Annotated in this window: 22 protein-coding genes; 11 read left to right on the forward strand and 11 right to left on the reverse strand. The window is 71.0% G+C overall.

Annotated elements, in window-relative coordinates; genetic code table 11:
- Positions 1-11: 11 nt before the first annotated feature.
- Complete coding sequence (locus AC07FN_RS39110; protein ID WP_478400195.1) at positions 12-2,114, reverse strand: sensor domain-containing protein; 2,103 nt, start codon at positions 2,112-2,114, stop codon at positions 12-14.
- Positions 2,115-2,489: 375 nt separating this feature from the next.
- Here AC07FN_RS39110 and AC07FN_RS39115 point away from each other — a divergent pair, with 375 nt between their 5' ends.
- Together AC07FN_RS39115 and AC07FN_RS39120 are read left to right on the forward strand one after the other, a co-directional pair.
- On the forward strand, positions 2,490-3,347 hold the full coding sequence (locus AC07FN_RS39115; RefSeq protein WP_478400196.1) for a lysophospholipase: 858 nt from the start codon (positions 2,490-2,492) through the stop codon (positions 3,345-3,347).
- Positions 3,348-3,457: 110 nt separating this feature from the next.
- Entirely contained in the window at positions 3,458-3,622 is a 165-nt protein-coding gene (locus AC07FN_RS39120) for a hypothetical protein (protein ID WP_478400197.1), read from the forward strand.
- A gap of 114 nt (positions 3,623-3,736) precedes the next feature.
- On the opposite strand, the gene AC07FN_RS39125 is transcribed toward AC07FN_RS39120, so the two are convergent.
- Entirely contained in the window at positions 3,737-4,768 is a 1,032-nt protein-coding gene (locus AC07FN_RS39125) for a baeRF2 domain-containing protein (protein ID WP_478400198.1), read from the reverse strand.
- 300 nt (positions 4,769-5,068) lie between these two features.
- A complete protein-coding gene (locus AC07FN_RS39130; RefSeq protein WP_478400199.1) occupies positions 5,069-6,037 on the reverse strand; it encodes a GlxA family transcriptional regulator in 969 nt (322 codons plus the stop codon).
- A gap of 99 nt (positions 6,038-6,136) precedes the next feature.
- Between AC07FN_RS39130 and AC07FN_RS39135 the strand changes: the two genes are divergently transcribed.
- Entirely contained in the window at positions 6,137-6,775 is a 639-nt protein-coding gene (locus AC07FN_RS39135; protein WP_478400200.1) for an HD domain-containing protein, read from the forward strand.
- A gap of 208 nt (positions 6,776-6,983) precedes the next feature.
- Here AC07FN_RS39135 and AC07FN_RS39140 read toward each other — a convergent pair whose 3' ends face one another.
- On the reverse strand, positions 6,984-7,727 hold the full coding sequence (locus AC07FN_RS39140; protein ID WP_478400201.1) for a TetR/AcrR family transcriptional regulator C-terminal domain-containing protein: 744 nt from the start codon (positions 7,725-7,727) through the stop codon (positions 6,984-6,986).
- Positions 7,728-7,856: 129 nt separating this feature from the next.
- Between AC07FN_RS39140 and AC07FN_RS39145 the strand changes: the two genes are divergently transcribed.
- On the forward strand, positions 7,857-9,230 hold the full coding sequence (locus AC07FN_RS39145) for a serine hydrolase domain-containing protein (RefSeq protein ID WP_478400202.1): 1,374 nt from the start codon (positions 7,857-7,859) through the stop codon (positions 9,228-9,230).
- A 123-nt stretch (positions 9,231-9,353) separates the two neighbouring features.
- Here AC07FN_RS39145 and AC07FN_RS39150 read toward each other — a convergent pair whose 3' ends face one another.
- From AC07FN_RS39150 to AC07FN_RS39160, 3 genes are all read right to left on the reverse strand, one after another.
- Positions 9,354-10,145 (reverse strand): SDR family NAD(P)-dependent oxidoreductase, encoded by a 792-nt coding sequence (locus AC07FN_RS39150; protein WP_478400203.1) that lies wholly within the window; start codon positions 10,143-10,145, stop codon positions 9,354-9,356.
- Between the two features lie 152 nt (positions 10,146-10,297).
- On the reverse strand, positions 10,298-10,519 hold the full coding sequence (locus AC07FN_RS39155) for a hypothetical protein (RefSeq protein ID WP_478400204.1): 222 nt from the start codon (positions 10,517-10,519) through the stop codon (positions 10,298-10,300).
- Positions 10,520-10,785: 266 nt separating this feature from the next.
- Entirely contained in the window at positions 10,786-10,923 is a 138-nt protein-coding gene (locus AC07FN_RS39160; RefSeq protein WP_478400205.1) for a hypothetical protein, read from the reverse strand.
- Positions 10,924-11,118: 195 nt separating this feature from the next.
- Here AC07FN_RS39160 and AC07FN_RS39165 point away from each other — a divergent pair, with 195 nt between their 5' ends.
- Positions 11,119-11,289 (forward strand): hypothetical protein, encoded by a 171-nt coding sequence (locus AC07FN_RS39165; protein WP_478400206.1) that lies wholly within the window; start codon positions 11,119-11,121, stop codon positions 11,287-11,289.
- Between the two features lie 1,172 nt (positions 11,290-12,461).
- On the opposite strand, the gene AC07FN_RS39170 is transcribed toward AC07FN_RS39165, so the two are convergent.
- The 3 genes from AC07FN_RS39170 to AC07FN_RS39180 form a co-directional block, all read right to left on the reverse strand.
- Positions 12,462-12,605, reverse strand: a complete 144-nt coding sequence (locus tag AC07FN_RS39170; protein ID WP_478400207.1) for a hypothetical protein — start codon at positions 12,603-12,605, stop codon at positions 12,462-12,464.
- 2 nt (positions 12,606-12,607) lie between these two features.
- Complete coding sequence (locus AC07FN_RS39175) at positions 12,608-13,609, reverse strand: TerC/Alx family metal homeostasis membrane protein (protein ID WP_478400208.1); 1,002 nt, start codon at positions 13,607-13,609, stop codon at positions 12,608-12,610.
- A 243-nt stretch (positions 13,610-13,852) separates the two neighbouring features.
- Positions 13,853-14,407, reverse strand: a complete 555-nt coding sequence (locus AC07FN_RS39180) for a TetR/AcrR family transcriptional regulator C-terminal domain-containing protein (RefSeq protein WP_132486579.1) — start codon at positions 14,405-14,407, stop codon at positions 13,853-13,855.
- Positions 14,408-14,508: 101 nt separating this feature from the next.
- Between AC07FN_RS39180 and bioB the strand changes: the two genes are divergently transcribed.
- Genes bioB through bioD form a run of 4 tightly spaced genes read left to right on the forward strand, consistent with a single transcriptional unit; the run spans position 14,509 to position 18,635 of the window.
- Positions 14,509-15,582, forward strand: a complete 1,074-nt coding sequence (gene bioB, locus AC07FN_RS39185) for a biotin synthase BioB (RefSeq protein ID WP_478400209.1) — start codon at positions 14,509-14,511, stop codon at positions 15,580-15,582.
- Position 15,583: 1 nt separating this feature from the next.
- Positions 15,584-16,843, forward strand: a complete 1,260-nt coding sequence (locus AC07FN_RS39190) for an adenosylmethionine--8-amino-7-oxononanoate transaminase (RefSeq protein ID WP_478400210.1) — start codon at positions 15,584-15,586, stop codon at positions 16,841-16,843.
- A complete protein-coding gene (locus tag AC07FN_RS39195; protein ID WP_478400211.1) occupies positions 16,840-17,979 on the forward strand; it encodes an 8-amino-7-oxononanoate synthase in 1,140 nt (379 codons plus the stop codon). Before AC07FN_RS39190 ends, AC07FN_RS39195 begins: the two co-directional genes overlap by 4 nt.
- Positions 17,976-18,635, forward strand: coding sequence for a dethiobiotin synthase (gene bioD, locus AC07FN_RS39200; RefSeq protein WP_478400212.1), 660 nt, complete (start codon positions 17,976-17,978; stop codon positions 18,633-18,635). Before AC07FN_RS39195 ends, bioD begins: the two co-directional genes overlap by 4 nt.
- A gap of 11 nt (positions 18,636-18,646) precedes the next feature.
- Here bioD and AC07FN_RS39205 read toward each other — a convergent pair whose 3' ends face one another.
- A complete protein-coding gene (locus AC07FN_RS39205; RefSeq protein WP_478400213.1) occupies positions 18,647-19,396 on the reverse strand; it encodes an IclR family transcriptional regulator in 750 nt (249 codons plus the stop codon).
- A 123-nt stretch (positions 19,397-19,519) separates the two neighbouring features.
- Here AC07FN_RS39205 and AC07FN_RS39210 point away from each other — a divergent pair, with 123 nt between their 5' ends.
- Complete coding sequence (locus AC07FN_RS39210; protein ID WP_478400214.1) at positions 19,520-20,683, forward strand: pyridoxal-phosphate-dependent aminotransferase family protein; 1,164 nt, start codon at positions 19,520-19,522, stop codon at positions 20,681-20,683.
- A 71-nt stretch (positions 20,684-20,754) separates the two neighbouring features.
- Positions 20,755-23,697, forward strand: a complete 2,943-nt coding sequence (locus AC07FN_RS39215) for an FAD-binding and (Fe-S)-binding domain-containing protein (RefSeq protein WP_478400215.1) — start codon at positions 20,755-20,757, stop codon at positions 23,695-23,697.
- The last annotated feature ends 330 nt before the right edge of the window (positions 23,698-24,027 follow it).

Here is a 24,027-nt window from a genome sequence, read left to right on the forward strand (position 1 = left end):
GGGCACCACCGTCACCGGAGCTCAGGGCCGGGCGCGCCGATGAGTGCCCGGAACTCCGGCGCCGGCAGGGGACGGGAGAACAGGAAACCCTGGCACGCGTCGATGCCGAGGCCCTCGAGCAGGCGGTGTTGGGTGATGTTCTCGACGCCTTCGGCGATGCAGGTCCGCCGCATGGCCCGGGCGAGTTCGACCACCGCGCGGACGATCCCGAGGTCGGCCGGATCGGTCCCCATGCCGGTGACGAAGCGCCGGTCGAGTTTGACGATCTGGGTGGGCAGGTCCTTGAGGCGGGCGAGCGAGGAATAGCCCGTTCCGAAGTCGTCCATGGCGAACCGCACCCCGGTTCGGGCCAGGTCGCTCATCGTCTTGCGCGGTTTCGACGGCAGGTCCACCAGGGACGTCTCGACCATCTCGACGACAACCCGGTCCGGCGCGATGCCGGTCTCGCTGATCGCGGCGTAGATCTCGTCGGCGAAGTCCGGGGCCTCGGGGCGCAGCCCGGAGACGTTCACCGTCACGCCCACCGGGTGCCCGTCGTGCGACTTCCAGGTGGTCGCCTCGCCCAGCGCGGTGCGCAGGACCCAGCGGTCCAGCTCGGGCAGCAGGCCGCCCTTCTCCGCCACCGGCAGGATCACGTCCGGCGCCAGCGGTCCGAGGTCCGGGTGCGGCCACCGCACGAGCGCTTCCGCCAGCACGATGGACCGGTCCCGGGCGACGATCGGCTGGTAGTGCAGCCGGAGCCCGTCGTGGCGCAATGCGTCGCGGAGCTCTTCCTCCAGGGTCAACTGCGCCCCGCTGGTGCTCGGCGCGGTCCGCGTGAGGCGTCCGTGGCCGCGTTTGGCGTCGAACATCGCCGCGTCCGCGGCGCTGATGATCTCGTCGATCGTGGCACCGTCCTGGACGGCGACCGCGCCGATGGAAGCCGTGATGGAGACCAGTCGGTCCTGCAACGGGATGGCCGCGCTCAGGATGTCCGAAACGTTCGTGATGAGCGCGTCGATCCCGCCGCAGCCGGACACGTCGGAGCAGACCACGAGGAATTCGTCCCCGTAGAGCCGGGCCGGTGTGCAGCACTGCGGGAGCTCGGTGGTCAGGCGCTGGGCCAAGGCCAGGAGCAGCTCGTCGCCCGCGTCGTGGCCGAGCGAGTCGTTCACGCGCTTGAAGTTGTCCAGATCGCAGAACAGCACGGCCGCTCGGTCGGTGCCGCCGGCGAGCACGGAGGTCAGCAACTCGTTGACGCCCTGCCGGTTGAGCAGCCCGGTCGTCTGGTCGTGCGTCGCCTGGAAGTGCAGGGTCTCGGCGTGCCGGACCTGCTGGGTGACATCCTGGAAAACCGCCAACCAGAACCGGTTCCCGTCGTCGTGCACCGACGCCGCGCACCGCACGTCGCAGAACACCGGTCGCCCATCGGCGCGGGCCAGAACGCGGGGTGAGGCCGGCTGCCGATCCGGTTCGGCCGGGCCCGCAGGACTCGAGATCAGTCCCGCCTGGGAATCGCTGGGGTGCATCAGATCGGCGGCGCTCTTGCCGTGCAGCCGGTCGCCCAGCAGGTCGCACAGGGCACCGTTGGCGTCCAGGATCCGTTCGTCCTGGTCGAGGAGGGCGATGCCCACCGGAGCGAGTTCGAAGAGGTCGGTGAACCGCCGCTCCGAGCGCTGCCGCTGGGCGTGCGCCTCGGTCTCGTCGCGGACCACCTTGATGAAGCCCTCCAGGCTGCCGTCCGGCGCCCGCTGCGCCGTGATCACCACGTGCGCCCAGAACCGGGTCCCGCCCTTGCGCAGCCGCCACCCCCGGTCGATGAAGAACCCGCGCGCCATGGCCTGGCCCAATTCCCAGTCCGGATACCCGGACTCGACCTGCTCGGGCGGGTAGAACACCGAGAAGTGCCGCCCGATGACCTCCTCGCTGTCGTAACCCTTGACCCGCTGAGCCCCGGCGCTCCAGCTGCTCACCCGGCCGTCGGCGTCGAGGGCGAAGATGGCGTACTCGCGCAGGTCGGCGGCGAGCTCTCCGATCAACGGATCTCCGAGAAGCGCGGCGCCCGGTCGCCGTACACCGCTGTCGGGCCGGTCGCCGACCGCGTCCGTCGCCTGGTTGTCGGGGATATTCACCATCTCCGTCCTGAGCTGCACCGCGGCGGCGACAGCCGACTCGCGCGGGCGAGAAACCGCACCGCGCTCCCATAGCACTACCCGGGCGCCGGGCCCAACGCGCACGGGCGCGGAGCCACTCGAGCAATGCCACGCACTGTACATTCCGCGAACGCGAAAATCGCTATCGTCACCCACATGGTCCACAGCTGGTTACAGCAGGTATCAGGAGCGTTCACGAGGCAGAGGCCACGACTCAGGGCACCGCCGACGCGATCGGGCGCGAAGTCCGCTCGGCGGCCCGACAGGTTGCCGAGATCCGATCACCGGACGAGGCTTGCCCGGACGTGTGCACTCCGGACGGCGAGCTGCGCACATGACCGGACAGGAAGGCACCCGATGACGCAGTCCCACGACGACGCTCGGCCGAAGGCAGCGCACTTCGAAGGCACCCTGCCCTCGGGGCAGTACTGGCAGGGCTGGACGGTCGAGCGGCCAGTCGGCGTGGTCGTGCTCGTCCACGGCGTGCACGAGCACAGCGGCCGCTACCGCCACGTCGCGGAGCGGCTCAACGCGGCCGGCTACACCGCGTACGCCCTCGATCACCCCGGGCACGGCCGTTCACCGGGGAAGCGCGGCAACATCGGGAGCATGGCCGCTGCCGTCGCCGGGGTCGGCCTCCTGGCGCGGCTGGCCGTCGAGCGCCACGACGACGTGCCGCTGTTCGTCTACGGGCACAGCCTCGGCGGGCTGATCTCCCTGCAGTACCTCACCGGGACGCCGCTCGACCGGATCGCCGGTGCCGTGATCTCCGCTCCCGCGCTCAACACCGGCTCGGTGTCGGTCGTGGAGCGGGCCGCCGCACCGCTGCTGTCCAAGCTGCTGCCCGACCTCGGCGTGCGCAGCCTCGACGCGAGCACCATCAGCCGCGATCCCGAGGTCGTCCGGGCCTACCGCACCGACCCGCTCTGCCACAACGGGAAGATGCGGGCGCGGACCGCGACCGAGATCATGCTGGCGGTCGAAGCGATGCCGCAGCGCCTGAAGTCGCTGACCATGCCGCTGTTCGTCCTGCACGGCGGCGCGGACCGGCTGATGCCACCGGCCGCCAGCGAGCTGGTGCGCGCCCACGCGGGATCGCCGGACCTCACCCTGCGGATCCACGAAGGTCTCTACCACGAGCCGCACAACGAGCCGGAGCAGGACCGCGTGCTCGACGAGATCGCGGACTGGCTCGACGCCCACCGGAAGGCCTGAAACGCGGGCGGGACTCGATCGGCGCCGGCGGTGATGTTTCCTCGTCCCCGTGGGCGTAAACCCTCGTGTCGAGTCAGCTGAAACCCGCGCACGAGGAGGTCTTGGATCTCATGTGGAACACGCGACTCCGGAACATCCCGGCGCAGCTCCGCAAGCGGTTCGGGCGGTCGCGCACCAGGACGGTGCCGGTGCCCGGGCGCGAGTCCGATCCGCTGCTGCACAAGGGCCCCCGAGTCCCGCCGGAAGCGCTGCGCCGCGGGCGACGGCTGGGGTGAGCCGAACGTGCAGGGGCCGACGAACTCCCGGTTCGTCGGCCCCTGCGTCATTGCTGCCCACTTTCGACGCGCGCGAGGTTTTCCTTTGCGCCATCTCAGAAAACGGCCGGTCGGTCACTGCTGAACAGGGAAGCGCAAGATCGCGCCCGCACCGTCGGTCAGCCCGGTCCCGGCGGGCACGAGTTCGACGCCGGAGGTCGTCTCGGCGCAGGTCTTGAGCAGGAACGCTTCGTGCTCCGACGGCGCGTCGTCCTCCAGCAGCAATGTCTCGACCGCGCCCTGCTCGGCCGCCCGCACAACCGAGTCGTCCCCCTGGACCGCCCGGCCGTGCGTCAGGCCCGCCTCCATCCTGTCGGCGCTGTCCGCCGCCCTTCGCTTGCTCTCCTCGCCGGCGATCCGCACCAGCTCTTCGTCGAGCGCCTCATCGGAGGCGTTGTGGGCGAGCCCGCCCCGCTCGGTCTCGACGACGCGCTCCGCGAGCTCGGCCGGCAGGTGCTCCCGCACCTCGGTCCGCGCCTGCACGCCACCGGCGAGGACCACCACCTGCGGCCGGAACTTCGCGGCGACCGCGTTCACATGGGCCACCACATCCTTCGCATTGCGCTGCAACGTTTCCTCGGCGCGCCGATGAATGCGCTTGTGGGACAACGCCCCGTGACGCGGCTTGTGCACGCCGCCGTGCCCCGTGCCTTCCACGACGTCGGTGTCGATCTCCTGCGGTCCGCGATGCTCGGTCACCACATCCTGGCGCACCTGCGCGCCTTCCTGATCCGCGATCACCACGAGTTCGGACACCGAGCGCGCGGCTTCCCGCACGTAGGCGCCGAGTTGCGGGAGCGCATCCCAGAACGCGTCGTCGCCGGCTCCGGGCTCGACGTCCCACGGCTCGTCGAGCAGCACCGCGGACCCGGCCCCCACCAGCACCCGGCCCCGGGCCTGCTCCTCGCCGGGCGCCCCGCTCAGCGCCGACTCGATGGCGTCCAGCGTTTCCGCTGGCGCGCCTGCCGCCTGGAGCCGGTCGCGCAGCGCCCGCCACCGCAGCTCGACCTGCTTGCCCGCGTCCTCCCCCGGCGAGCGGGCCTCCAGGTAGACGGTCGCGAACGGCCCCTCCTGCTCGTACACGTGACGCAGACCAACCAGTTCCATCGCTGAGCTCCTCAACTCGGGGTGCACGTCGCCGGGTGACTGCCCGGCGCTTGCCGATCAACGGCTACCCCGGAGAACGCTCCGGCAACACATCCCATCCACGACAGCATGGCTCTCCTCACACCACGCATCGATGCGCTCAGCCGAGCCAGACGAGCACTCGCCTGAGCATCCACAGTGGACTTCTTGCAGGACGTCGATGCGTCTCCGGCGCCGGTCGTGCGCTGTTCCTGGCGCGGCTTCGCGCGAGGAGTTCGCGCTGGGCGAAGCCGAAAACCGCCGACGGTCCACGCGCGAGCGTTACGGTGCCGGGGGCTGGTGTTGCGTCGTGGCGAACCGCTGGCGGTAGTGGGTCGGCGTCGTGCCCAGGTGGCGGGCGAAGGCGCGGCGGAGGGATTCGTCGGTGCCCAGTCCACTGTGGCGCGCGGCCGAGGTGACGCTGTGCCCGTCCAGGAGGAGTTGCTGGGCGCGGTCGAGGCGGACGCGTTCGACCCAGCGGGCCGGCGTGGTGCCGAGTTCGGCGCCGAACAGGCGGGTCAGGTGCCGGGTGCTGACGGCCGCCGCGACGGCCATGGTCGGCAGGCTGTGGTCGGCGGCCGGGTCGGCGACCACGGATGCGATCACCGAGCGCAGCACGTCGCTCCGCGCCGGCGGGGTGGCGAGGGCCGTGGAGAACTGCGACTGCCCGCCCGGACGTTGCAGGAACACGACCATTTCCCGGGCGATGCCCCGGGCCACGTCCGCGCCGTGGTCGTCTTCCACGAGGGCGAGGGTCAGATCGATTCCGGCGCTGATGCCGGCCGAGGTGACGTAGCGGCCGTCGCGGATGTGGATGGCGTCCGGCTCGACGCGCACCCGGGGGTAGCGGCGGGTGAGCGCTTCGGCGTGCCGCCAGTGCGTGGTCGCGCGGCGGCCGTCGAGCAGCCCCAGTTCGGCGAGGGCGAAGGCGCCAGTGCAGACCGACGCGACCCGTTCCGCCCCCGTGGCGAGCGTGCGCACGGCCGCCAGCAGGTCGCCCTCCGGCCGCCGCTCGGCGAGCCGGTCGCCGCCGGCGACCACCACCGTGTCGACGGGACCGGCCTCGGCCGCCGAGACGGTGCCGGCCAGCCCCAGCCCGGCGGACGTGACCACCTGCGCACCGCTCGGCGATACCAGCACCAACTCGTACGGGTGGCCTAGCCGACCCGCCTGGTGCAACACCTCCGACGGGCCGCTGACATCGAGCATGGTCACACCGTCGAACACCACGACGGCCACCCGGTGCGTCATGTCCGGATCTGTGGTTCTTCTGGCCGGAAGGACATGGCACCAGGGTAGCCGCCCGGGCGAACCTGGAACCCGTCACCGACCGAGCAGGAGGCAGCGGAGATGAAGGAATCCATCGCAGGCGTGCAGATCCCGGACAGCGCCCTGGCGCGGGAGGCCACCGAGCTGGTGCGCGAGGCCGCGTCGCCGTTGCTGTTCGACCACTCCCGGCGGGTGTTCCTGTGGGGATCGTTGCGCGGACGGGAGCAGGGGCTGCGGTTCGACCCCGAGCTGCTGTACGTGGGCGCCATGTTCCACGATCTGGGGCTGACCGAGCGGTTCCGCCGCGCGGACCAGCGCTTCGAGATCGACGGCGCCGACGAGGCCCGCAGGTTCCTGCAGGCCCACGGCATCGGCGGCGAACCCGCCGACCGGGTCTGGACCGCCATCGCCCTGCACACCACCCCCGAGATCCCGCTGCACATGGCGCCCGAGGTCGCCCTGGTCACCCGCGGCGTCGAGCTCGACGTCCTGGGCATCGGCTACCACGCGGTCTCCGACGAGCAACGCGCCGCCGTGGTCGCGGCGCACCCCCGCCCCGACTTCAAGAACCGGATCCTCGCCGCGTTCACCGAAGGCATCGAGGACCGCCCCGAGACGACGTTCGGCAATGTCAAGGCGGACGTGCTCGCCTACTACTCCCCGGGCTTCGTGCGCGGCGACTTCGTCGAGGTCATCAAGAACTCCGACTGGCCGGAGTGATCCCCCGCCGAAGGAAGAACGGCACCGCCGATTCGACGGGTCGTTCCGGGCTTGCCCGAGGGAATGGGTCCACCCGGCTCGCCCGGTGCGTGCCTGCACTCCAGGCGGCCACATGCCGAACACACCCTCGCACCGCTCTGAAACGCCCCCCGAATCCGGTTCAGCGCATCGCCAATGCGCGACCGAAGGTCCAAAGTGGAGCGTGGTGTCACGCGCCGGAGCCGGGGACGAAGCGGGCCGCTAGGCCGCGCAGGACGCAGTCCAGCCCGGTGGCGAACTCGTCGTCGCGGGCACTGCGCAGGTTCTGGCCCCGCTGCGCGGCGTACAGCTTGCGCTGCCGCGGGAATTCCTGCACCGCTCGTTCGGCGGCGGGCCACAGGCGCTCGGCCCACTCCTGCTCGCCCTGCCCGCTGCGCGCGAGCATGGTCAGCCAGGCTGCCTCGCTGGTCGACACCCCGACGACGTAGGCGAAGACCGTGTTCATCGCCCGGTCGGCCGCATCCAGCGGGAAGCCTCCTTCCTCGAACGCGGCGAGGATGGCCTCGGTCAGCCGCATCATGTTCGGCCCGAGGTAGGCCACGCCCGCCTCGCCGAGCACGGAGACGATCCACGGGTGGCGCAGCAGCGTCGACCGGATGCTGTGCGCGCAGCCGGTGATGGCCGCCCGCCAACCCGCGGCATCGCCGGGGACCGGCACCTCGATCTCGCCGTAGACCTCGTCCACGACCAGTTCGATCAGCTCGTCCTTGTTGGCCACGTGCGTGTACATCGAGGTGGCCCCGGCGTTGAGCTGGACGCCGAGCTTGCGCATGCTCAACGCCCCGATGCCCTCGGTGTCCAGCAGGTGCAGCGCCGCGGCGACGATCTGCTCCCGGCTCAGCGCCGGCTGCTCCCGCCGCTGTCGCTGCGGGCGGGCCCACACCGAGGGAAACGACTGCTCATCGGCTGGCATGCGGTCTCCTCGCCCCTCTCGCACGATCTGCCCGAACAGTGTACGTCCTTGCGAACAACGCACGGTCTCAGTACGGTGTGCGGACATCCGCACACTGTTCGGTTCGCAGGTCAGAGGGGATCTCCAGCAATGCCAGTACCGCACTTCGACGTCGACCGGTGGCAGGCCAGGCTCGACGAGCTGCGCGCCGCCCACCACGTCCCCGCAGCCGCGTTGGCCGTGCTGGCCGGCGGCACCGTCCACGAGCTGGCCAGCGGCGTGCTGCACCGGGGTACCGGGGTGTCCGCCACCCCTGATTCGGTCTTCCTGGCCGGATCGCTCGCCAAGGCCTACACCGCCACGCTGGTGATGCAGCTGGCCGACTCCGGCGAGCTGGACCTGGATGCGCCGGTGGTGGGCGTGCTGCCGGAATTCGCCACCCCGGACCCGGAAGCCACCGCGACGATCACCGTCCGGCAGCTGCTGTCGCACACCGGCGGGGTGACCAACGACTTCTTCCACGACTCCGGCCGCGGCGACGACTGCCTGGCGAAGTACGTCGAGGCCGCCGGGGACGTGGCGCTGGACTGCCCGCCGGGCACGGCTTTCTCCTACGGCAGCCTCGGCTACGTCGTGCTCGGCCGGATCGTCGAGGTGCTCACCGGGCAGACCTGGGACCAGGCGCTGCGGGACCGGCTGTTCGCCCCGCTCGGGCTGGAGCACTCGATGACGCTGCCGGAGGAAGCGCTGCGGTTCCGGGCGGCCATGGGCCACCTCGGCCGGGAACCCGAACCGGCGGCCGTCTGGGACATGATGCCGCGCTCGGCGGGGCCGTACGGCCGGGTCATCGTCTCGGCCGGTGACGTCGCCCGCTTCGCCAAGATGCACCTGGACGGCGGCATCGCGGCGGACGGCACCCGGGTCCTGTCCGCCGATGCGGTCGCCGCGATGCAGCGCTGCGAGGTGGACAGCCCGGACAAGTGGAGCATGTCCGCGGACGGCTGGGGTCTCGGCTGGACCTTGCACGACTGGAGCGGGGTCTCCGGCTTCGGCCACGACGGCAACGCGGGCGCGCAGCAGTCCTACCTGCGCGTCATCCCGCAAGCAGGCGTAGTGGTCGTGCTGCTCACCAACGGCGGCGACTTCGCCCGGCTCTACGCCGACCTGTTCCGGGAACTGCTGGCCGAACTGGCCGACGCGCGCATGCCGGCCCCGTTCGCTCCGCCGGCGAACCCACCCGAGGTGGATCTGACGCCGCTGCTGGGCAGCTACCGGCGCGCCGGAGCCATCACGACCATCAGCCGGGACGACGCGGGCGGCGCACGGATCCGCTACGAGTTCGTCGACGAACTGGAAGGCATTGCCCCACCGATGGAAGCGAGCCTGCTGCCGGTATCGCCGACGGTCTTCGCCGCACCCTTCAACCTCGGCGGCGAGGCGTACAGCCCGGTGGTGTTCGCGACGCTGGCCAACAGCACCCCGTGCGTGTACGTCGGCATGCGCGCCGCCCCCAAGACCGCCTGATCGCGGGTTCGCCCGCGATCAGGCAGGAGACACCTCTAAAAGCCGTTTCAGAATGGCTCCACCCGGCTCATCCCGAAGGTGCCAGTGCGCCCCACATGCGCCCGCACACCAGTCTGAAACCCCTTAGGTGAGGTCGGCGAGTTCCGCGGCCACGGCGGTGAGCTTGCCGCTGATGCGGGCGACGGCGTCGGCGCCGAGCGGCAACCGCAGCGGCGGATCCTCCCGGTCCGCGACGGCGACGAGCTGGGCGGCGGCCCACACCGGGTCGCCACCCGGCTCGCCGTCGTCGTACTCGGCGAGCGCCTCGCCGACCTGGCGGTAGTCGTCGATGGACCGGCCGGCCTGCGCCGAGCCGACCGACGCGAAGTCGGTCTGGAAGACCCCCGGTTCGGCGATCGTGACCGCGATCCCGAACGGTGCGAGCTCCTCCCGCAACGCTTCGGCCAGTCCCTCGACCGCGAACTTGCTCGCCGCGTAGACGCCGAATCCCGCCCCGGAGGCGAACCCGCCCATCGAACTCATCATCAGCACGTGCCCCGACCGCTGGGCGCGCATCACCGGCAGCACCTGGTTCGTCACCGACAACACCCCGAAAACATTGGTGTCGAACAGGGTTCTCGCCTCCTCCACGGAGGTTTCCTCGACGGCACCGAGGAGTCCGAGAGCGGCATTGTTGACCAGCACGTCGATCCGGCCGAACCGATCGACCGCGGCCGCGACCGCCCTCCGCACGGTGTCCGGATCGGTGACATCGAGGCGGCACCTGAGCAACCGCTCCTCGTGCTCCGGCGCGACGGCGGCGATGCGCTCGGGAACCCGGGCCGTGGCAACCACGGCGTCCCCTCGCGCCAGCACCGCGTCGACGAGCGCCGCCCCCAACCCGCGTGACGCGCCGGTAACCAGCCAAGTCCGCATGCCCACCCCTTCTCGTCGGATCCCGGCATCACGTTAGGCCGTCAGGCGCGATCCCGGGTGGGGTTCCGGGCAGTCGGCTGGACGGTGCTCGCGGCGCGGTGACCGGGAACGTTTGAGATGCAAGGCTTTTCGGCGGGAATCCAGGTACCTGGTCATCTCCCGCGAGCGGCGGTTCGGCGGCTGCGCTTGGCGTACGGCAGCGCGAACATGTACAGGCCGCTGAGCAGGAGCAGCGCGAGCGGGAGCAGCGGTACGTAGGAAACCCAGATGATGGGCTCTTCCTGCGCCAGGGCGACGAAGGTGACGATCACGGTCACCGTGAAGGCGATCGAAAGCCAGCGGTGGCTCTGCCGAACCCACTTGTTCCAGTTCATTCGGACCTCCTGCGAAATCGGGAAACCCCGGGACCAGCCGGGTGGGGACGTTCGTGGTGGTCGACCGGGCCCCTGCCCGGTGATGTCCACTCCGGTCACGCTAGGCGCGGGCACGCGGCCGGCGCTTCTCGATTCCTGACCGGTCTCCCCGCCCGCTTCGCCCCCGCACGGCGGCACTCCGCCGCTGGTGGCACCCGGAGACCTGACGCCGCCACCGGCAGTGCGAACCGACAGAGAGCGCGACTGTCCCCTTCGGGGGCCTAACGCTACAGCGGCGAGTCGGCGGTCGTGCCCGCAGATGCCAGCGCGCGCAGTGCGTTCGAGGTGTGCTCGTCGAAGGGGTAGAAGAACTCGATCGCCAGCTCCGACAACGTCACATCGGCCGGGGCGCCGAACGTGGCCATGGTGCTGAACATCGCCAATTCGCCCTGCGGGGTGCGGATTCTCAGCGGCACCTGGATGGGGCTCGGCGCATTTCCGGCGCTGTCGCTCTCGGCCTGATCGCCGGCTACCCGGCGATCCCGTCGCGGCTGGCCGGGTCGGCCATCGCGGGGAACGCCCTGTCCGGTGCGGTCATCCTCCCGCTGACGTTCACCGGGGTGCTGCCGCTCACCGGCCTGGGCGTGGCCTTCATGCTCGCCGGGGCCGCGTGGGTCATCACGTTCGCCGCACTCGCGTTCGCCGGTCTCCGCCGCTCGCGGAGCCCGAGGACCGCGCAGCGGGGGCGTTCGCACGGGAACGTGGCGCCGAGCGGCGCGGCGCGCACGTGACCGCACGGGCCGCCGGATCATGGGGCCTCCCAGGATGCGACATCGGCCGCATGGGGGCGGTGTCGGGCACCGGGCGCCGTCGGGTTGAGCCGGGCAGGGCCCGTCCTGCGACGGCCTCCAAGCCCGCACGCTCCTTCCGAGCCAGGGCGGCTACCCCGATGGGCTCGCGAAGCCGGGGGTCAGGCAGCGGGGGCCTGCTGCGCGGCGCAGGCCCTGCGGTCGTCCAGCGCGACTGCCAGGCTCGCTCGGCAGGTGCGCAGGATCTGCCGCGTTGCCGCGCTGTTGGGGGTAGTGCGGCACCGCGTGCAGACGACCGAAACCGCGCCGCTCACCTCGTCCACTGCCACGGACGCCTCGGCGTCACAACTCCGGCACCACCGGTGCCCGGTGACGGCGATGACGTGCGCCGGGGAGCTGATGCATTCGTGCGCCCACCGCCGGTGGACGTGGCAGCTGAGGCGCTCGTGGGGCGAAAGCTCCTCCCGCTCGACCGCTGCGTCCTCGCGGATCAGCGTGTGCGCGAGGTGATCGTCACGCAGATCCTCGTAGCGTCCGCCGAACCGGAGCGCGTCCGCGGGAGCGGGGCTCGGTTGCCCTCGGCCGCGTCGATGTGCGGAAGCGGTTCGTTCGGGTGGGGCTGGTGAACCATCGTTTCGCCTCGGTCGGTCCGTTCGGCTGGACGTGTCCAGTGTCTTTGGTCCCGGTTGCGGGGACATTCGTGGCACTACGTAGTTCGCTACGTAGGCGTCGAGGCGTGCGTGCCGACCGGCTGCCACCGATCGTTCTGTCCACATGCGATCGTCCGGTCCTGCGCGCGGGAGAACCCCGTGGCAGCCGCCGCGAAAAAAATCAGTTGCCCGGGTGGGGCGCCGCCCCCTAGCCTCCTCGGTACACAGGAAAGGAGGTGGTCCAACGTTGAATACCAACAGGACTTGTGAGGTGGCTGTCCGCTAGGACCGCCCAGGCACTCCAGCCGACCCGACGTGCGATGGCCCCTGTGGAAATCGACGCGGGCAAGCGGTCGGCGAATACCAGGCAGCTACCCGACCCCGAAGCCCCGAACTGTGTCCGGTTCGGCCTGTGCGGACACCGCCAGGAAGCGGCTTCGGGGTCGCTGCTTTTCCGGCCGGGCCTCGGGAATCTCCCTTAGCCGGGACGGCAGTTCGTCGTGTTCACGGGTGGGGCTGCGGAGCACCACCGCGGTCAATGGTGCGGACCTCGGGCGGACGGGCGCCGAGCAGGACCGCGCAGGTGATCAGCAAGGCGGCCACCACGAGGACGGTCGCGGCGAGTTCGACGAGGATTTCGGTGGACATGGTCAGCTCCCGGGCGTGGATTCTTCGGCGCCGCGGCGGGCGCGCAGGCTGGTCAGCGTGACGGCCGCCAAGACCGCCACGATGACCGCGAGTGAGAGCGGGGTCGGGATCTCCGGGACGGCGGGCCAGATCCCGTGCGCCCAGTGCAGGACCAGCTTCACCCCGATGAACGCGAGGATGATCGCCAACCCGTGGTTGAGGTGGGCGAGCTTGGCCAGCGCCGTCGCCAGCACGAAGTACAGGGCGCGCAGTCCGAGCAGGGCGAACGCGTTGGTGGTGAACACCAGGTACGGGTCCTCGGTGATGCCGTAGACGGCGGGGACGGAATCGACGGCGAACACCACGTCGGTGGCGAAGACCGCCACGACCACGACCGTCAGCGGGGTCAAGGCACGTCGGCCGCCTTCGCGAACCGTGAGCCGGGGGCCGCGGTAGTCGTCGGTGACCGGCATCAGCCGCCGCAGCAGCCGCACCGAGCGCATCTGCGACACGTCGCGGTCGAAACCGGATCCGGTGAGCGCCTCGTGCAGGATCTTGACGGCGGTGGCGAACAGGATCGCGCCGAAGACCAGGAACGCCCAGTTGCCCGCCTGCAGGAGGGCGGCCCCGGCCGCGATGAAGATCCCGCGCAGCACCAGAGCCCCGACGATGCCGTACAGCAGCACCCGCTGCTGCAGTTCCGCCGGCACGGCGAAGCCTGACAGCAGGATCATGAAGACGAAGAGGTTGTCGACCGACAGGGACTTCTCCACCACGAAGCCGGTGATGAACTCCAGCGCCTGACCGCCGCCGAACGCACTCCACAGGAAGAACCCGAACACCAGCGGCAAGGCGAGGTAGAAGACCGACCAGCCGATGGCCTCGCGCATGGAGACCTCGTGCGGGCGGCGGGTGACCAGGAAGTCGGCGCACAGCAGCGCCAGCAGCACGGCGATGCTGATGCCCCAGAGCCACGGCGAGCCGATCGAGTCCGATGGGGCGGCGAGAACGGTCGGACGAGGCATGGAGACCCCCTCGAACTCGGTTGCGTTCGAGGTCTCCTTCGCCCGTGAGGGCGGCCTGCCGGGGATGCCAACGGACATCCGTCCTGACCGGGCAGACCCTGCGGAAGTACTCCCCCCGAGCCGAGTATCGAACAGCGCCCGAGCGGCAGCCACCTCAAGTCGCTCGCCGGGCCTCCCGGAGATCGCTGTGCCGTCGCCGACTCCGGCAGGCGGCACCGAACCCCTTGCGGTGCCCGCGCGCCGTCAGCCGCCGACCTTGGACCGGAGGCCGTCCAGGACGAGTTCGAGCCCGCGCTCGAAGTCCGCCGGTCCGCCGGGCGCCCGGTCGATCGCGCCGGCGCTCGCCGCCTGCAGCGCCATCTGCTCTTCCACCGTGTGGCCGAAGACGAGGTGCAGGAGGGCCCGGGTGCCGACGTCGACCAGGTCGTCTGGCAGGCCGCCGTCGCGCAGGGCCGCCCGCAGCTGGTTCGCGGGCTCGGCGGCGCCGAGGCCGAAGGTGTGCGCCGTGACGACCACCTCCGCACCGTCGCGGTAGGCGAGCATCGCGTCCCGGAGTTCCGCGCAGACCTCGACCACGCGCCGGTCCCATTCCCGGGCCCGGTGCGGCCGCTTGCCCCGGGTCAGGATCTCGTCGGCGACCGCCGCCAGCAGCGTCTGCTTGTTCGGCACGTGGTGGTAGAGGGCGCTCGGTTGCACGCCGAGCTCGGCGGCCAGTCGCCGCATCGACAGCGACTCCAGCCCGTACTCGTCGAGGACCGCGATCGCGCGATCCACGACGTCGCTCCGGTGATACCGCACGCAGACCCCTCCCGTTGACCTCTCGCCCCGCCCAGTCTAGCCTGAACACCGTTCAGGTGAACACTGTTCAGGTTGCCGCGCCTGCCGACACGGGAGAAGCGATGAACAACACCTTCCACCAGCTCGCCGATGGAATCCTCGCCGGGGTGCCGGCCACCCCGGAGGACGCCCTCGCGGTGCTGCGCGCCGACGACTCCGAGCTGATGTCCGTCGTCGCCGCCGCCGGCCGGCTGCGCCGCGCGCACTTCGGCAACGCGGTGAAGGTGAACTACCTTGTGAACCTGAAATCGGGGCTGTGCCCGGAGAACTGCAACTACTGCTCGCAGGCGCTGGGCTCCGACGCGCCGATCCTCAAGTACTCGTGGCTGTCGAAGGACGAGACCCTCCGGCAGGCCGGCGCCGGGCTCAAGGGCGGTGCGAGCCGGGTGTGCCTGGTCTCCTCCGGCCGCGGACCGTCCACCCGGGACATCGACAAGGTGACCGAGATGGTCGGGGCGCTCAAGGAGGAGTACCCCGACGTCGAGGTCTGCGCCTGCCTGGGGCTGCTCAAGGACGGCCAGGCCGAGCGCCTGAAGGCCGCCGGGGTGGACGCCTACAACCACAACATCAACACCGCCGAGAGCAACCACGACAACATCGTCCAGACCCACACCTACGCGGACCGGGTCGACACCGTGGAGAAGGCGAAGGGCGCGGGGATCTCGCCCTGCTCCGGCCTGATCGCGGGCCTGGGCGAAACCGACGAGCAGCTCGTCGAGGCGCTGTTCGCGCTGCGGGAGCTGGGCTCGGACTCGATCCCGGTCAACTTCCTGATGCCCTTCGACGGCACCCCGTTCGAGAACACCTGGGAGCTCTCCCCCACCCGCTGCGTGAAGATCCTGGCGATGGCCCGTTTCGTCTGCCCGGACAAGGAGATCCGGATCGCCGGCGGCCGCGAGATGCACCTGCGTTCGCTGCAGCCGATCGCGCTGCACGTCGCCAACTCGATCTTCCTCGGCGACTACCTCACCTCGGAGGGCCAGGAAGCCAAGGCGGACCTCGAGATGATCCGCGACAACGGCTTCGTCGTCCTGGGCTCCGAGGAGGACCTCGCGCAGCAGACCGGGCGGCTGGAGCCGATCGATCCGGCGATCCGGCTCCGCGGTGCCGGGACCGACGTCCTCCCCAACGCCTGACATGACCGCCGGAGCACTGCTCGCGTTCGACCGCGAGCACCTGTGGCACCCGTACACATCGATGGCCGACCCGGCGCCGACGCGCCTGGTCACCGGCGCCGCGGGCAGCCGGATCACCCTCGACGGCGTCGGCGAGGTGGTCGACGGGATGGCGTCGTGGTGGTCGGCGGTCCACGGCTACCGGCACCCCGTGCTCGACGCGGCGGTGCGCCGGCAGATCGAGCAGATGTCGCACGTGATGTTCGGCGGGCTCACCCACGAGCCGGCGATCGAGCTGGCCCGGCGCCTGGTCGACCTCGCACCCGCCGGTCTCGACCGCGTCTTCCTGGCCGACTCCGGGTCGGTGAGCGTCGAGGTGGCGATGAAGATGGCGCTGCAGTACCAGCGCGGCGTCGGCCGGCCGGAGCGGACCCGGTTCCTCACCGTCCGCGGTGGCTACCACGGCGACACCTTCGACTGCATGAGCGTGTGCGACCCCGACGGCGGCATGCACGCCATGTGGTCCGGTGTGCTGCCGGAGCAGGTGTTCGGCGAGCGCCCGCCACGGCTCGACGGCGACGTCGACGCCTGGGCGGCGGGCTTCCGCGCGCTCGCGGCCGAGCACGCGGACCGGCTCGCCGGGCTGATCGTGGAGCCGCTCCTCCAGGGCGCCGGCGGCATGCACCCCTACCCCGCCGCATGCCTGCGGGTGTTCCGCGAGATCGCCGACGAGCACGGACTGGTGCTGGTCTTCGACGAGATCGCCACCGGATTCGGCCGCACCGGAACACTTTTCGCCGCCGACGCCGCCGAGGTGACCCCGGACGTGCTGTGCGTCGGCAAGGCGCTCACCGGGGGCTACCTGTCGCTGGCCGCCACGCTCTGCACGACGGAGGTCGCCCGTGGCGTGTCCGCCAGCGATTCCGGCGTCCTCATGCACGGCCCCACCTTCATGGGCAACCCGCTGGCCTGCGCTGTCGCCTCGGCCAGCCTGGACCTGCTGAGCACCGGAGACTGGGCGGCGGACGTGCGCCGGATCAACACGGGTTTGCAGGCGCTGCACGACATCGACGCCGTCGACGTGCGGGTCCTCGGCGCGGTCGGCGTGGTCCAGCTCGACCACCCCGTCGACGTGGTCAAGGCGACCGAAGCGGCCCTGGAGCAGGGCGTGTGGCTGCGCCCGTTCCGCGACCTGATCTACACCATGCCGCCGTACGTGTGCACCGACGACGACATCGCCGCCATCTGCACCGGCATCGCGGCCGCTGCGGAGGCCGGATGAACGACTGGGAAACGTGGTTCGCCGAACAGCGGACCAAGCGCGAAGACGCCGGGTTGCAGCGCACGCTGCGGCCGCGGGCGGTCGATGACGACGTCATCGACCTCGCCAACAACGACTACCTGGGGTTGAGCTGCGATCCCGAGGTGCGCCGAGCGGCCGCCGACGCCGCCCTCGCCTGGGGCGCCGGATCGGGCGCCTCCCGGCTGGTCACCGGCACCACCACGCTGCACGCCGCCCTGGAGCGCGAACTCGCCGAGTTCACCGGTCGGGAGGCGGCGCTGGTCTTCTCGACCGGATACCACGCCAACCTGTCGGCGGTGACCGTGCTGGCGGACAAGCAGACGCTGATCGTCTCCGACGCGCACGTGCACGCTTCGCTGATCGACGCCGCGCGGCTGTCCCGGGCGGCGATCGAGGTGGTCCCGCACAACGACGTCGCCGCGGTCCGGGCCGCGTTGGCCGAAGCCGGTGGCCGGCGGGCGATCGTGCTGACCGAGTCGGTCTTCTCGGTGCTCGGCGACGCCGCTCCGCTGGAGGATCTGGCGGCGGCCTGCGCCGATCACGACGCGCTGCTCGTCGTCGACGAGGCGCACGGGCTCGGCGTGGTCGGTGACGGCGGCCGAGGACTGGTGCACGCCCACGGCCTGGCCGACGACCGGCACGTGGTGATGACCGCGACGCTGTCGAAATCGCTCGGCGCGATGGGCGGTGCGGTGCTCGGCTCCGCTGGGCTGATGGACCACCTCACCAACCGGGCCCGCCCGTTCATCTTCGACACCGGGCTGGCACCGGCGCCCACCGCCGGCGCGCTGGCCGCCCTCCGCCGGCTGCGCGGGCAACCCGGTTTCCCGGCTCGGATCCACCAGCGTGGCGGCGAGCTGGCCGACCGGCTGGGCGTGCCGCGGTCGGCAGGCGCCGTGCTCTCGGTGCCCATGCCGTCGCCGCAGGTCGCCGTCGCCGTGCAGGCCGCGGCGCTCGCGTCCGGGGTCCGGGTGGGGTGCTTCCGCCCGCCGTCGGTGCCCGACGGGATCTCCCGGCTCCGGATCACCACCCACGTCGGCCTCGACGACGAGCGCTGGGCGCGCGCCGTCGACGTGCTGGCCCGCACCATCGACGACCACCGGCGGCAGGCATGATCACCATCATCACGGGCACCGACACCGGTGTCGGCAAGACCGTGACCACCGCGGCGCTCGCGGTCCGCTCCGGTCCGGGAACGATCGTCGTGAAGCCCGCGCAGACCGGCGTCTGCACCGACGAACCCGACATCTCCGTCGTGGCGCGGCTGGCGGGCTGCGAGGTCGCCGAGTTCACCCGGCTCGAAGATCCCCTCGCGCCGGACACGGCCGCCCGGCGGCGCGGCATCGGGATCCCGCCGATCAGCGAGCACGCGGCCCGCATCCGCGGGCTCGCCCGGACCCGCGACACCGTGATCGTCGAAGGCGCGGGCGGCCTCCTGGTCCGCCTCGACACCGGGGGCGGCACCCTGCTGGACCTCGCCACCGGGCTCGCCGTGGACCACCCGGTGCGGGTGTACGTCGTGACCCGGGCCGGGCTCGGCACCCTCAACCACACCGAACTCACCGTCAACGCCCTGCGTTCGCGAAACCTGGAGCCGGCGGGACTGGTGCTCGGCGCGGTGCCGGAAGCGCTCGGCCTGGCCGAGGAGTGCAACCTCGCCGAGCTGCCCCGGGTCACGGGAGTGCCGATCGTGGCGGCGATTCCCGACGGCGCGGGCGGTCTCGAACCGGAGCAGTTCCGGGCGCGAGCCGGCTCCTGGCTGACGGACTGACCTGGGCTTCGTTACGCCGCTTCGTAGCCGAGCCGGGCGCCGAGGTTCCTCGCCGCCTCGCTCACCGCGGCGCCGAAGATCGCTTCGTTCTCCTCGGTCAGGCGGCTCATCGGGATGTTCACGCTGAGGCTGGCGATCGGCTTCTCCGGTCCCTCCAGGACGACGGCGGCGACCGAGCCGACGTCGGCCCGCCATTCCCCGTGGTTGAGCGCGAATCCGCGTTCCCGGATCCGGGCCAGCTCGGCGAGCATCTGGTCCGGATCGGTGATCGTGCTGTCGGTGTAACGCGGTAACTCGTCGGCGAACAGCCGTTTGAGGACCTCCGGGCCGCTGTTGGCGAGGACCGCCTTGCCGTTGGCGGACGCGTGCAGGGGAAGCGCGTGCCCCAGGGCCATGCTGATGCGCAGCGGCTTCGACGTCTCCAGCCGCTCGATCAGGACGACCCTGTCCTCCTCCGGGACCGTGAGGTGGATCGTCTCCTCGGTGCGCCGGCGCAGGTCCTCCATGATCGGCCTGGCCGCGTCGCGCAGGCCGAGGTCACCGCTGGCGCGGCCGCCGATCGCGAGCGCCTTGGTGGTCATCACCCACCGCTTGACCTCGCCCGGTGCCGGACGTATCCACCCGGCCTCGTCGAGGGTGAGCAGCGAGCGCTGGACCGAGCTCTTGGGCATGTCCAGCGCGCGGGCCAGTTCGCCGACGCCGATCGGCTGCCGCGCGGCGACCTCTTCCAGTACCCGCAGCGTGTTCAGGACGTTGCGCAATGCCTTGACTCCTCAGTCCGCCATGCCTACTCTCTCGGCGCTTTCATACGGCACAGCGTACCACGTCACGGCACAGCATCACCTAATCGGCGTCACCTGATCGGCTCAGAAGGGTTTGGTGCAATGGCCGCCAACAGCGGACGGCATTTCCTGCAGATCCCCGGACCGACCAACGTCCCCGGCAGCGTGTTGCGCGCCATGGCGCAACCCACGATCGATCACCGCGGGCCGGACTTCGCGGAACTCGCGCAGGGCGTGCTGCACGGGGTCCGGCCGGTGTTCGGCACCGATCGGCCCGTCGTCATCTACCCGTCCTCGGGCACCGGGGCCTGGGAGGCGGCGCTCGTCAATACCCTGTCCCCCGGCGATCGCGTGCTCGCGTTCGAAACCGGCCACTTCGCCACCTTGTGGCGCGACATGGCGGAAGGCCTCGGGCTGGTCGTCGACTTCGTCCCCGGGGACTGGCGGCGAGGCGTCGACCCGGCCGTCGTCGCCGAGCGGCTGGCCGCGGACGAACAGCACGGCATCGCCGCGGTGATGGTCGTCCACAACGAGACGTCCACCGGGGTCACCAGCCGGGTGCCGGAGATCCGGGCGGCCATCGACGAAGTGGACCACCCCGCGCTGCTGCTGGTCGACACGATCTCCTCGCTGGGCTCCATCGACTACCGGCACGACGAGTGGGGTGTGGACGTCACGGTCAGCTGCTCGCAGAAGGGCCTGATGCTGCCGCCGGGGCTGGGTTTCAACGCGATCAGCGAGAAGGCGCTCACCGCCGCCGAAGGGGCGCGGCTGCCGAAGTCGTACTGGACCTGGGCGCCCATCCTCGAAGCCAACGAGCGCAGCTTCTTCCCCTACACCCCGCCCACCAACCTCCTCTACGGACTGCGGGAAGCGCTGTCCCTCCTCGAAGCCGAGGGGCTGCCCAACGTCTTCGCCCGGCACGACCGGCACGCCGCGGCGACCAGAGCAGCCGTGCGGGCCTGGGGTCTGGAGGTGCTGTGCGCCGACGAACGCGAGCACTCCAGCTCGCTGACCGCCGTGCGGTTGGGCGAGGAGCACGACGCGAACAAGGTCCGCGAGGTCATCCTGGACCGCTTCGACATGTCGCTGGGCGCCGGCCTGGGCAAGCTCGCCGGCCGCGTGTTCCGCATCGGCCACCTCGGCGACTTCAACGACCTGACGCTGGCCGGCACCCTCGCCGGCGTCCAGATGGGACTCGAACTGTCCGGGGTTCCCATCGACCCCACCGGCCTCCAAGCGGCCCTGGAGGTGTTGCGCGCCTAGGCAAATCAGTGCGGCGCCCTGGTCCGCCGGGCGCGGCGACCGCAAGGACGAATCGGTGGAAAGGAATCGCGATGACCGTCCCGACAACTGACGCTCCCGCCGCACGGCAAACCCTCGGTTCTCGCCTGGAACGCGCGCTCCGCGCCGCGCTGGACGGCGAGGTCGCCTTCGACGACTACACCCGCCACCTCTTCTCCCGCGATGCCAGCATGTACTCGATCACGCCGCTCGGCGTCGCTTTCCCGCGCCACAACGACGACGTCGCCGCGGCCGTGCAGGTCGCCGCCGGGCTCGGTGTGCCGGTCGTGCCGCGCGGCGCGGGAACGAGCCTGGTCGGCCAGACCGTGGGGCCCGGCCTGGTGCTCGACATGTCCCGGCACATGAACCGGATCCTGGAGATCGACCCGGGGGCGCGCACGGCGCTGGTGGAGGTCGGCGTGGTGCAGGACCAGCTCAACCAGGCCGCCGCCGCGCACGGGCTGATGTTCGGCCCCGACACCTCCACCAGCAACCGCGCCACGATCGGCGGGATGATCGGGAACAACTCCGCGGGCAGCGGCTCGCTGACCTACGGCATGACGATCGACCACGTGCGGGCGCTGGACGTGGTGCTCGCCGACGGCTCGTGCACCCGGTTCGAGCCCGTCGACGAGGCCGAGCGGGCGCGCCGGGCGTCGGCGGAGACCCTCGAAGGGCGGATCTACCAAGAACTTCCGGGCCTGGTCACCGCCAACGAGGACGTCATCGAGGCGAAGATGCCGGCGTTCTGGCGCCGAGCCTGCGGCTACCGGCTCGACCGGCTGGTCGGCTTCGGGCCGGAAAAGCCGTTCGACCTGGCGAAGTTCGTGGTGGGCGCGGAGGGCACGCTGGTCATCGCCACCCGCGCGCTCGTGGACCTGGTGCCCAAGCCGCGGCGGACGGTCTACGCCGTCGGCCACTTCACCGACACCGCGAGCGCCATCTCGGCCACCACGGACGCGTTGAGCTGCGATCCGCACCAGGTCGAGCTGATGGACCGGACGATCCTGGACCTGTCGCGGCAGAAGATCGAGTTCGCCGACCTCGGGAACGTGCTCGTCGGCGACCCGGGCGCGCTGCTGTTCGTCTCCTTCACCGGCGACGACGAAGCGGACCTGGTCGCCCAGCTCGACCGGCTCGATGCGCGGTGGCAGCAGAACGGGCACGGCTACCACACGCTCCGCGCGGTCACGCCCGCCGAGCAGCAGGCGCTGCTGAAGGTCCGGAAGTCCAGCCTGGGCCTGCTGATGGCCGCCGGCGAGGGGACCCGCCGCCCGCTGGCCTTCGTCGAGGACACCGCGGTGGACCCGGTGCACCTCGCCGAATACACCAAGCGGTTCAAGGAGATCCTCGACGAGCACCGGATGGAGGCGGGGTTCTACGGCCACTGCTCGGTGGGCTGCCTGCACATCCGCCCGTTCGTCGACCTGACCGACCCCGGCGAGGTCGCCAAGATGCGCGCCGTCGCGGAAGCGGTCAAGGACCTCGTCGCCGAGTACGGCGGGGTGAACTCCAGCGAGCACGGCGACGGCCTCGCCCGCAGCGAGTTCAACCGGGAGATCTTCGGCGACGAGCCGTACGAGGCCATGCGCGAGGTCAAGCGGCTCTTCGACCCCGACGGCGTCATGAACCCCGGCAAGATCGTCGATGCGCCGTCGATGACCGAGAACCTCCGCGACCGCGACGCCCTCCCGCCCGCCCCACCGCTGCGGACGATGCTGGAGTTCGAGGTCGTCGGCGGCATGCGCGGCGCCGCGGACCGCTGCATGAACATCGGCGCCTGCCGGAAGGCAAGCGCGGGCGTGATGTGCCCGTCCTACATCGCGACGAAGAACGAGGAGCACTCCACCCGCGGCCGGGCCAACGCGCTGGTGAAGGCGCTGTCCGAACCGGACCCGCACGCGGCGCTGGGCGGCGAACGCCTCCACGAGATCCTCGACCTCTGCCTGATGTGCAAGGCGTGCAAGAGCGAATGCCCGATGAGCGTGGACATGGCCTCGCTGAAGGCCGAAACGCTCGCGCACCACCACGAGATCCACGGGACTCCGCTCCGGTCGCGCGTGTTCTCCTCGATCCGCGCGCTCAACCGGCTCGGCTCGGCGACCGCCCCGCTGTCGAACCTGCCCGGCCGGATCCCCTTCCTACGCCGGATCCTGGACCGCACGCTCGGCATCGCGGCGGCCCGCCCGCTGCCCACGTTCCAGCGGGTCAGCCTGCTCCGCTGGTTCCGCCGCCGAACGTCCGCGCCGCCCGCCGCGCCGCGGGGCGCGGTCACCTGGCTCGCGGACTCGTTCACCACCTACACCGAACCGCACATCGGCCGGGCGGGCATCGAGCTGCTGGAACGGTCGGGCTGGCGGGTGGATCTCGCGGGCGGCGGCTGCTGCGGGCGGTCGAGCATGTCGAAGGGAATGCTCGACGACGCGAAGAAGAAGGCGACGGCGCTGGTCACCTCGCTGGAGCGGGACACCGCACCGGATTCGCCGATCGTGGGCTGCGAGCCGTCGTGCGTGCTGATGCTCCGCGAGGAGCACAAGGCGCTGCTGCCCGACTCCTCGTCGGTGCGCGCCGTGGCGCAGCGGGTCAAGCAGGTGGAGGAACTCCTCGTCGAGGCGATCGACGCGGGCCGGCTGACCCTGCGCGCCGATTCCTGGCTCGCGGGGCGCCGCATCGTCTTCCACGGCCACTGCCACCAGAAGGCCGAAGTCGGCACCGCCGCCACGGTCGCCCTGCTGCGCCGGATCCCGGGGGCGCAGGTCGAGGAGATCGACGCGGGCTGCTGCGGGATGGCAGGCTCGTTCGGCTTCGAGTCGGAGCACTACGAAACGTCCATGACCGTCGGCGGGGACCGGCTTTTCCCGGCGCTGGCGGCGGAACCCGAGGACACGGTCGTGGCCGCGACCGGGGTTTCGTGCCGGCAGCAGATCTTCCACGGCGCAGGCCGCACCGCGTGGCACCCAGTAGAGCTCGTACGCGAGGCGCTCACCGTCGGCTAGAGCCTGTTTCCGGGTTTGTTCTGGTGGCGGTGCCGGTAGCGGAACCTCAGGTGCCTTCTCCCTGTGGGATCCCCGACTCATGAATGACCAATTCACCACGCCGGGGCTGTCCTCGCGAGAAGACACCTGAGAACCCGCGGCGGTGCAAGTTGCGTAAGTGGGCTAAGCGGCTGCGCCGCTTCAAAGACAAAACCCCGCGATACCACACCTCACACCACGACATTCAAAACAGCCGCTAGTGTCGTGAGTCGTTGATTCATTGTCAGGTTGTTAGGGTGTGGTATGGGCGATGGTCGTGGACCGAAACTGGCCTTGCTGGAACTGAGCCAG

The organism is Saccharopolyspora sp. NPDC045941 (assembly GCF_056431445.1).

Bases quoted from the DNA above. Each gene is read 5' to 3' on its own strand.
- AC07FN_RS39110 (WP_478400195.1), bottom strand. From the start codon at position 2,114: ATGGTGAATATCCCCGACAACCAGGCGACGGACGCGGTCGGCGACCGG.
- AC07FN_RS39115 (WP_478400196.1), top strand. From the start codon at position 2,490: ATGACGCAGTCCCACGACGACGCTCGGCCGAAGGCAGCGCACTTCGAA.
- AC07FN_RS39120 (WP_478400197.1), top strand. From the start codon at position 3,458: ATGTGGAACACGCGACTCCGGAACATCCCGGCGCAGCTCCGCAAGCGG.
- AC07FN_RS39125 (WP_478400198.1), bottom strand. From the start codon at position 4,768: ATGGAACTGGTTGGTCTGCGTCACGTGTACGAGCAGGAGGGGCCGTTC.
- AC07FN_RS39130 (WP_478400199.1), bottom strand. From the start codon at position 6,037: ATGACGCACCGGGTGGCCGTCGTGGTGTTCGACGGTGTGACCATGCTC.
- AC07FN_RS39135 (WP_478400200.1), top strand. From the start codon at position 6,137: ATGAAGGAATCCATCGCAGGCGTGCAGATCCCGGACAGCGCCCTGGCG.
- AC07FN_RS39140 (WP_478400201.1), bottom strand. From the start codon at position 7,727: ATGCCAGCCGATGAGCAGTCGTTTCCCTCGGTGTGGGCCCGCCCGCAG.
- AC07FN_RS39145 (WP_478400202.1), top strand. From the start codon at position 7,857: ATGCCAGTACCGCACTTCGACGTCGACCGGTGGCAGGCCAGGCTCGAC.
- AC07FN_RS39150 (WP_478400203.1), bottom strand. From the start codon at position 10,145: ATGCGGACTTGGCTGGTTACCGGCGCGTCACGCGGGTTGGGGGCGGCG.
- AC07FN_RS39155 (WP_478400204.1), bottom strand. From the start codon at position 10,519: ATGAACTGGAACAAGTGGGTTCGGCAGAGCCACCGCTGGCTTTCGATC.
- AC07FN_RS39160 (WP_478400205.1), bottom strand. From the start codon at position 10,923: ATGGCCACGTTCGGCGCCCCGGCCGATGTGACGTTGTCGGAGCTGGCG.
- AC07FN_RS39170 (WP_478400207.1), bottom strand. From the start codon at position 12,605: ATGTCCACCGAAATCCTCGTCGAACTCGCCGCGACCGTCCTCGTGGTG.
- AC07FN_RS39175 (WP_478400208.1), bottom strand. From the start codon at position 13,609: ATGCCTCGTCCGACCGTTCTCGCCGCCCCATCGGACTCGATCGGCTCG.
- bioB (WP_478400209.1), top strand. From the start codon at position 14,509: ATGAACAACACCTTCCACCAGCTCGCCGATGGAATCCTCGCCGGGGTG.
- AC07FN_RS39190 (WP_478400210.1), top strand. From the start codon at position 15,584: ATGACCGCCGGAGCACTGCTCGCGTTCGACCGCGAGCACCTGTGGCAC.
- AC07FN_RS39195 (WP_478400211.1), top strand. From the start codon at position 16,840: ATGAACGACTGGGAAACGTGGTTCGCCGAACAGCGGACCAAGCGCGAA.
- bioD (WP_478400212.1), top strand. From the start codon at position 17,976: ATGATCACCATCATCACGGGCACCGACACCGGTGTCGGCAAGACCGTG.
- AC07FN_RS39210 (WP_478400214.1), top strand. From the start codon at position 19,520: ATGGCCGCCAACAGCGGACGGCATTTCCTGCAGATCCCCGGACCGACC.
- AC07FN_RS39215 (WP_478400215.1), top strand. From the start codon at position 20,755: ATGACCGTCCCGACAACTGACGCTCCCGCCGCACGGCAAACCCTCGGT.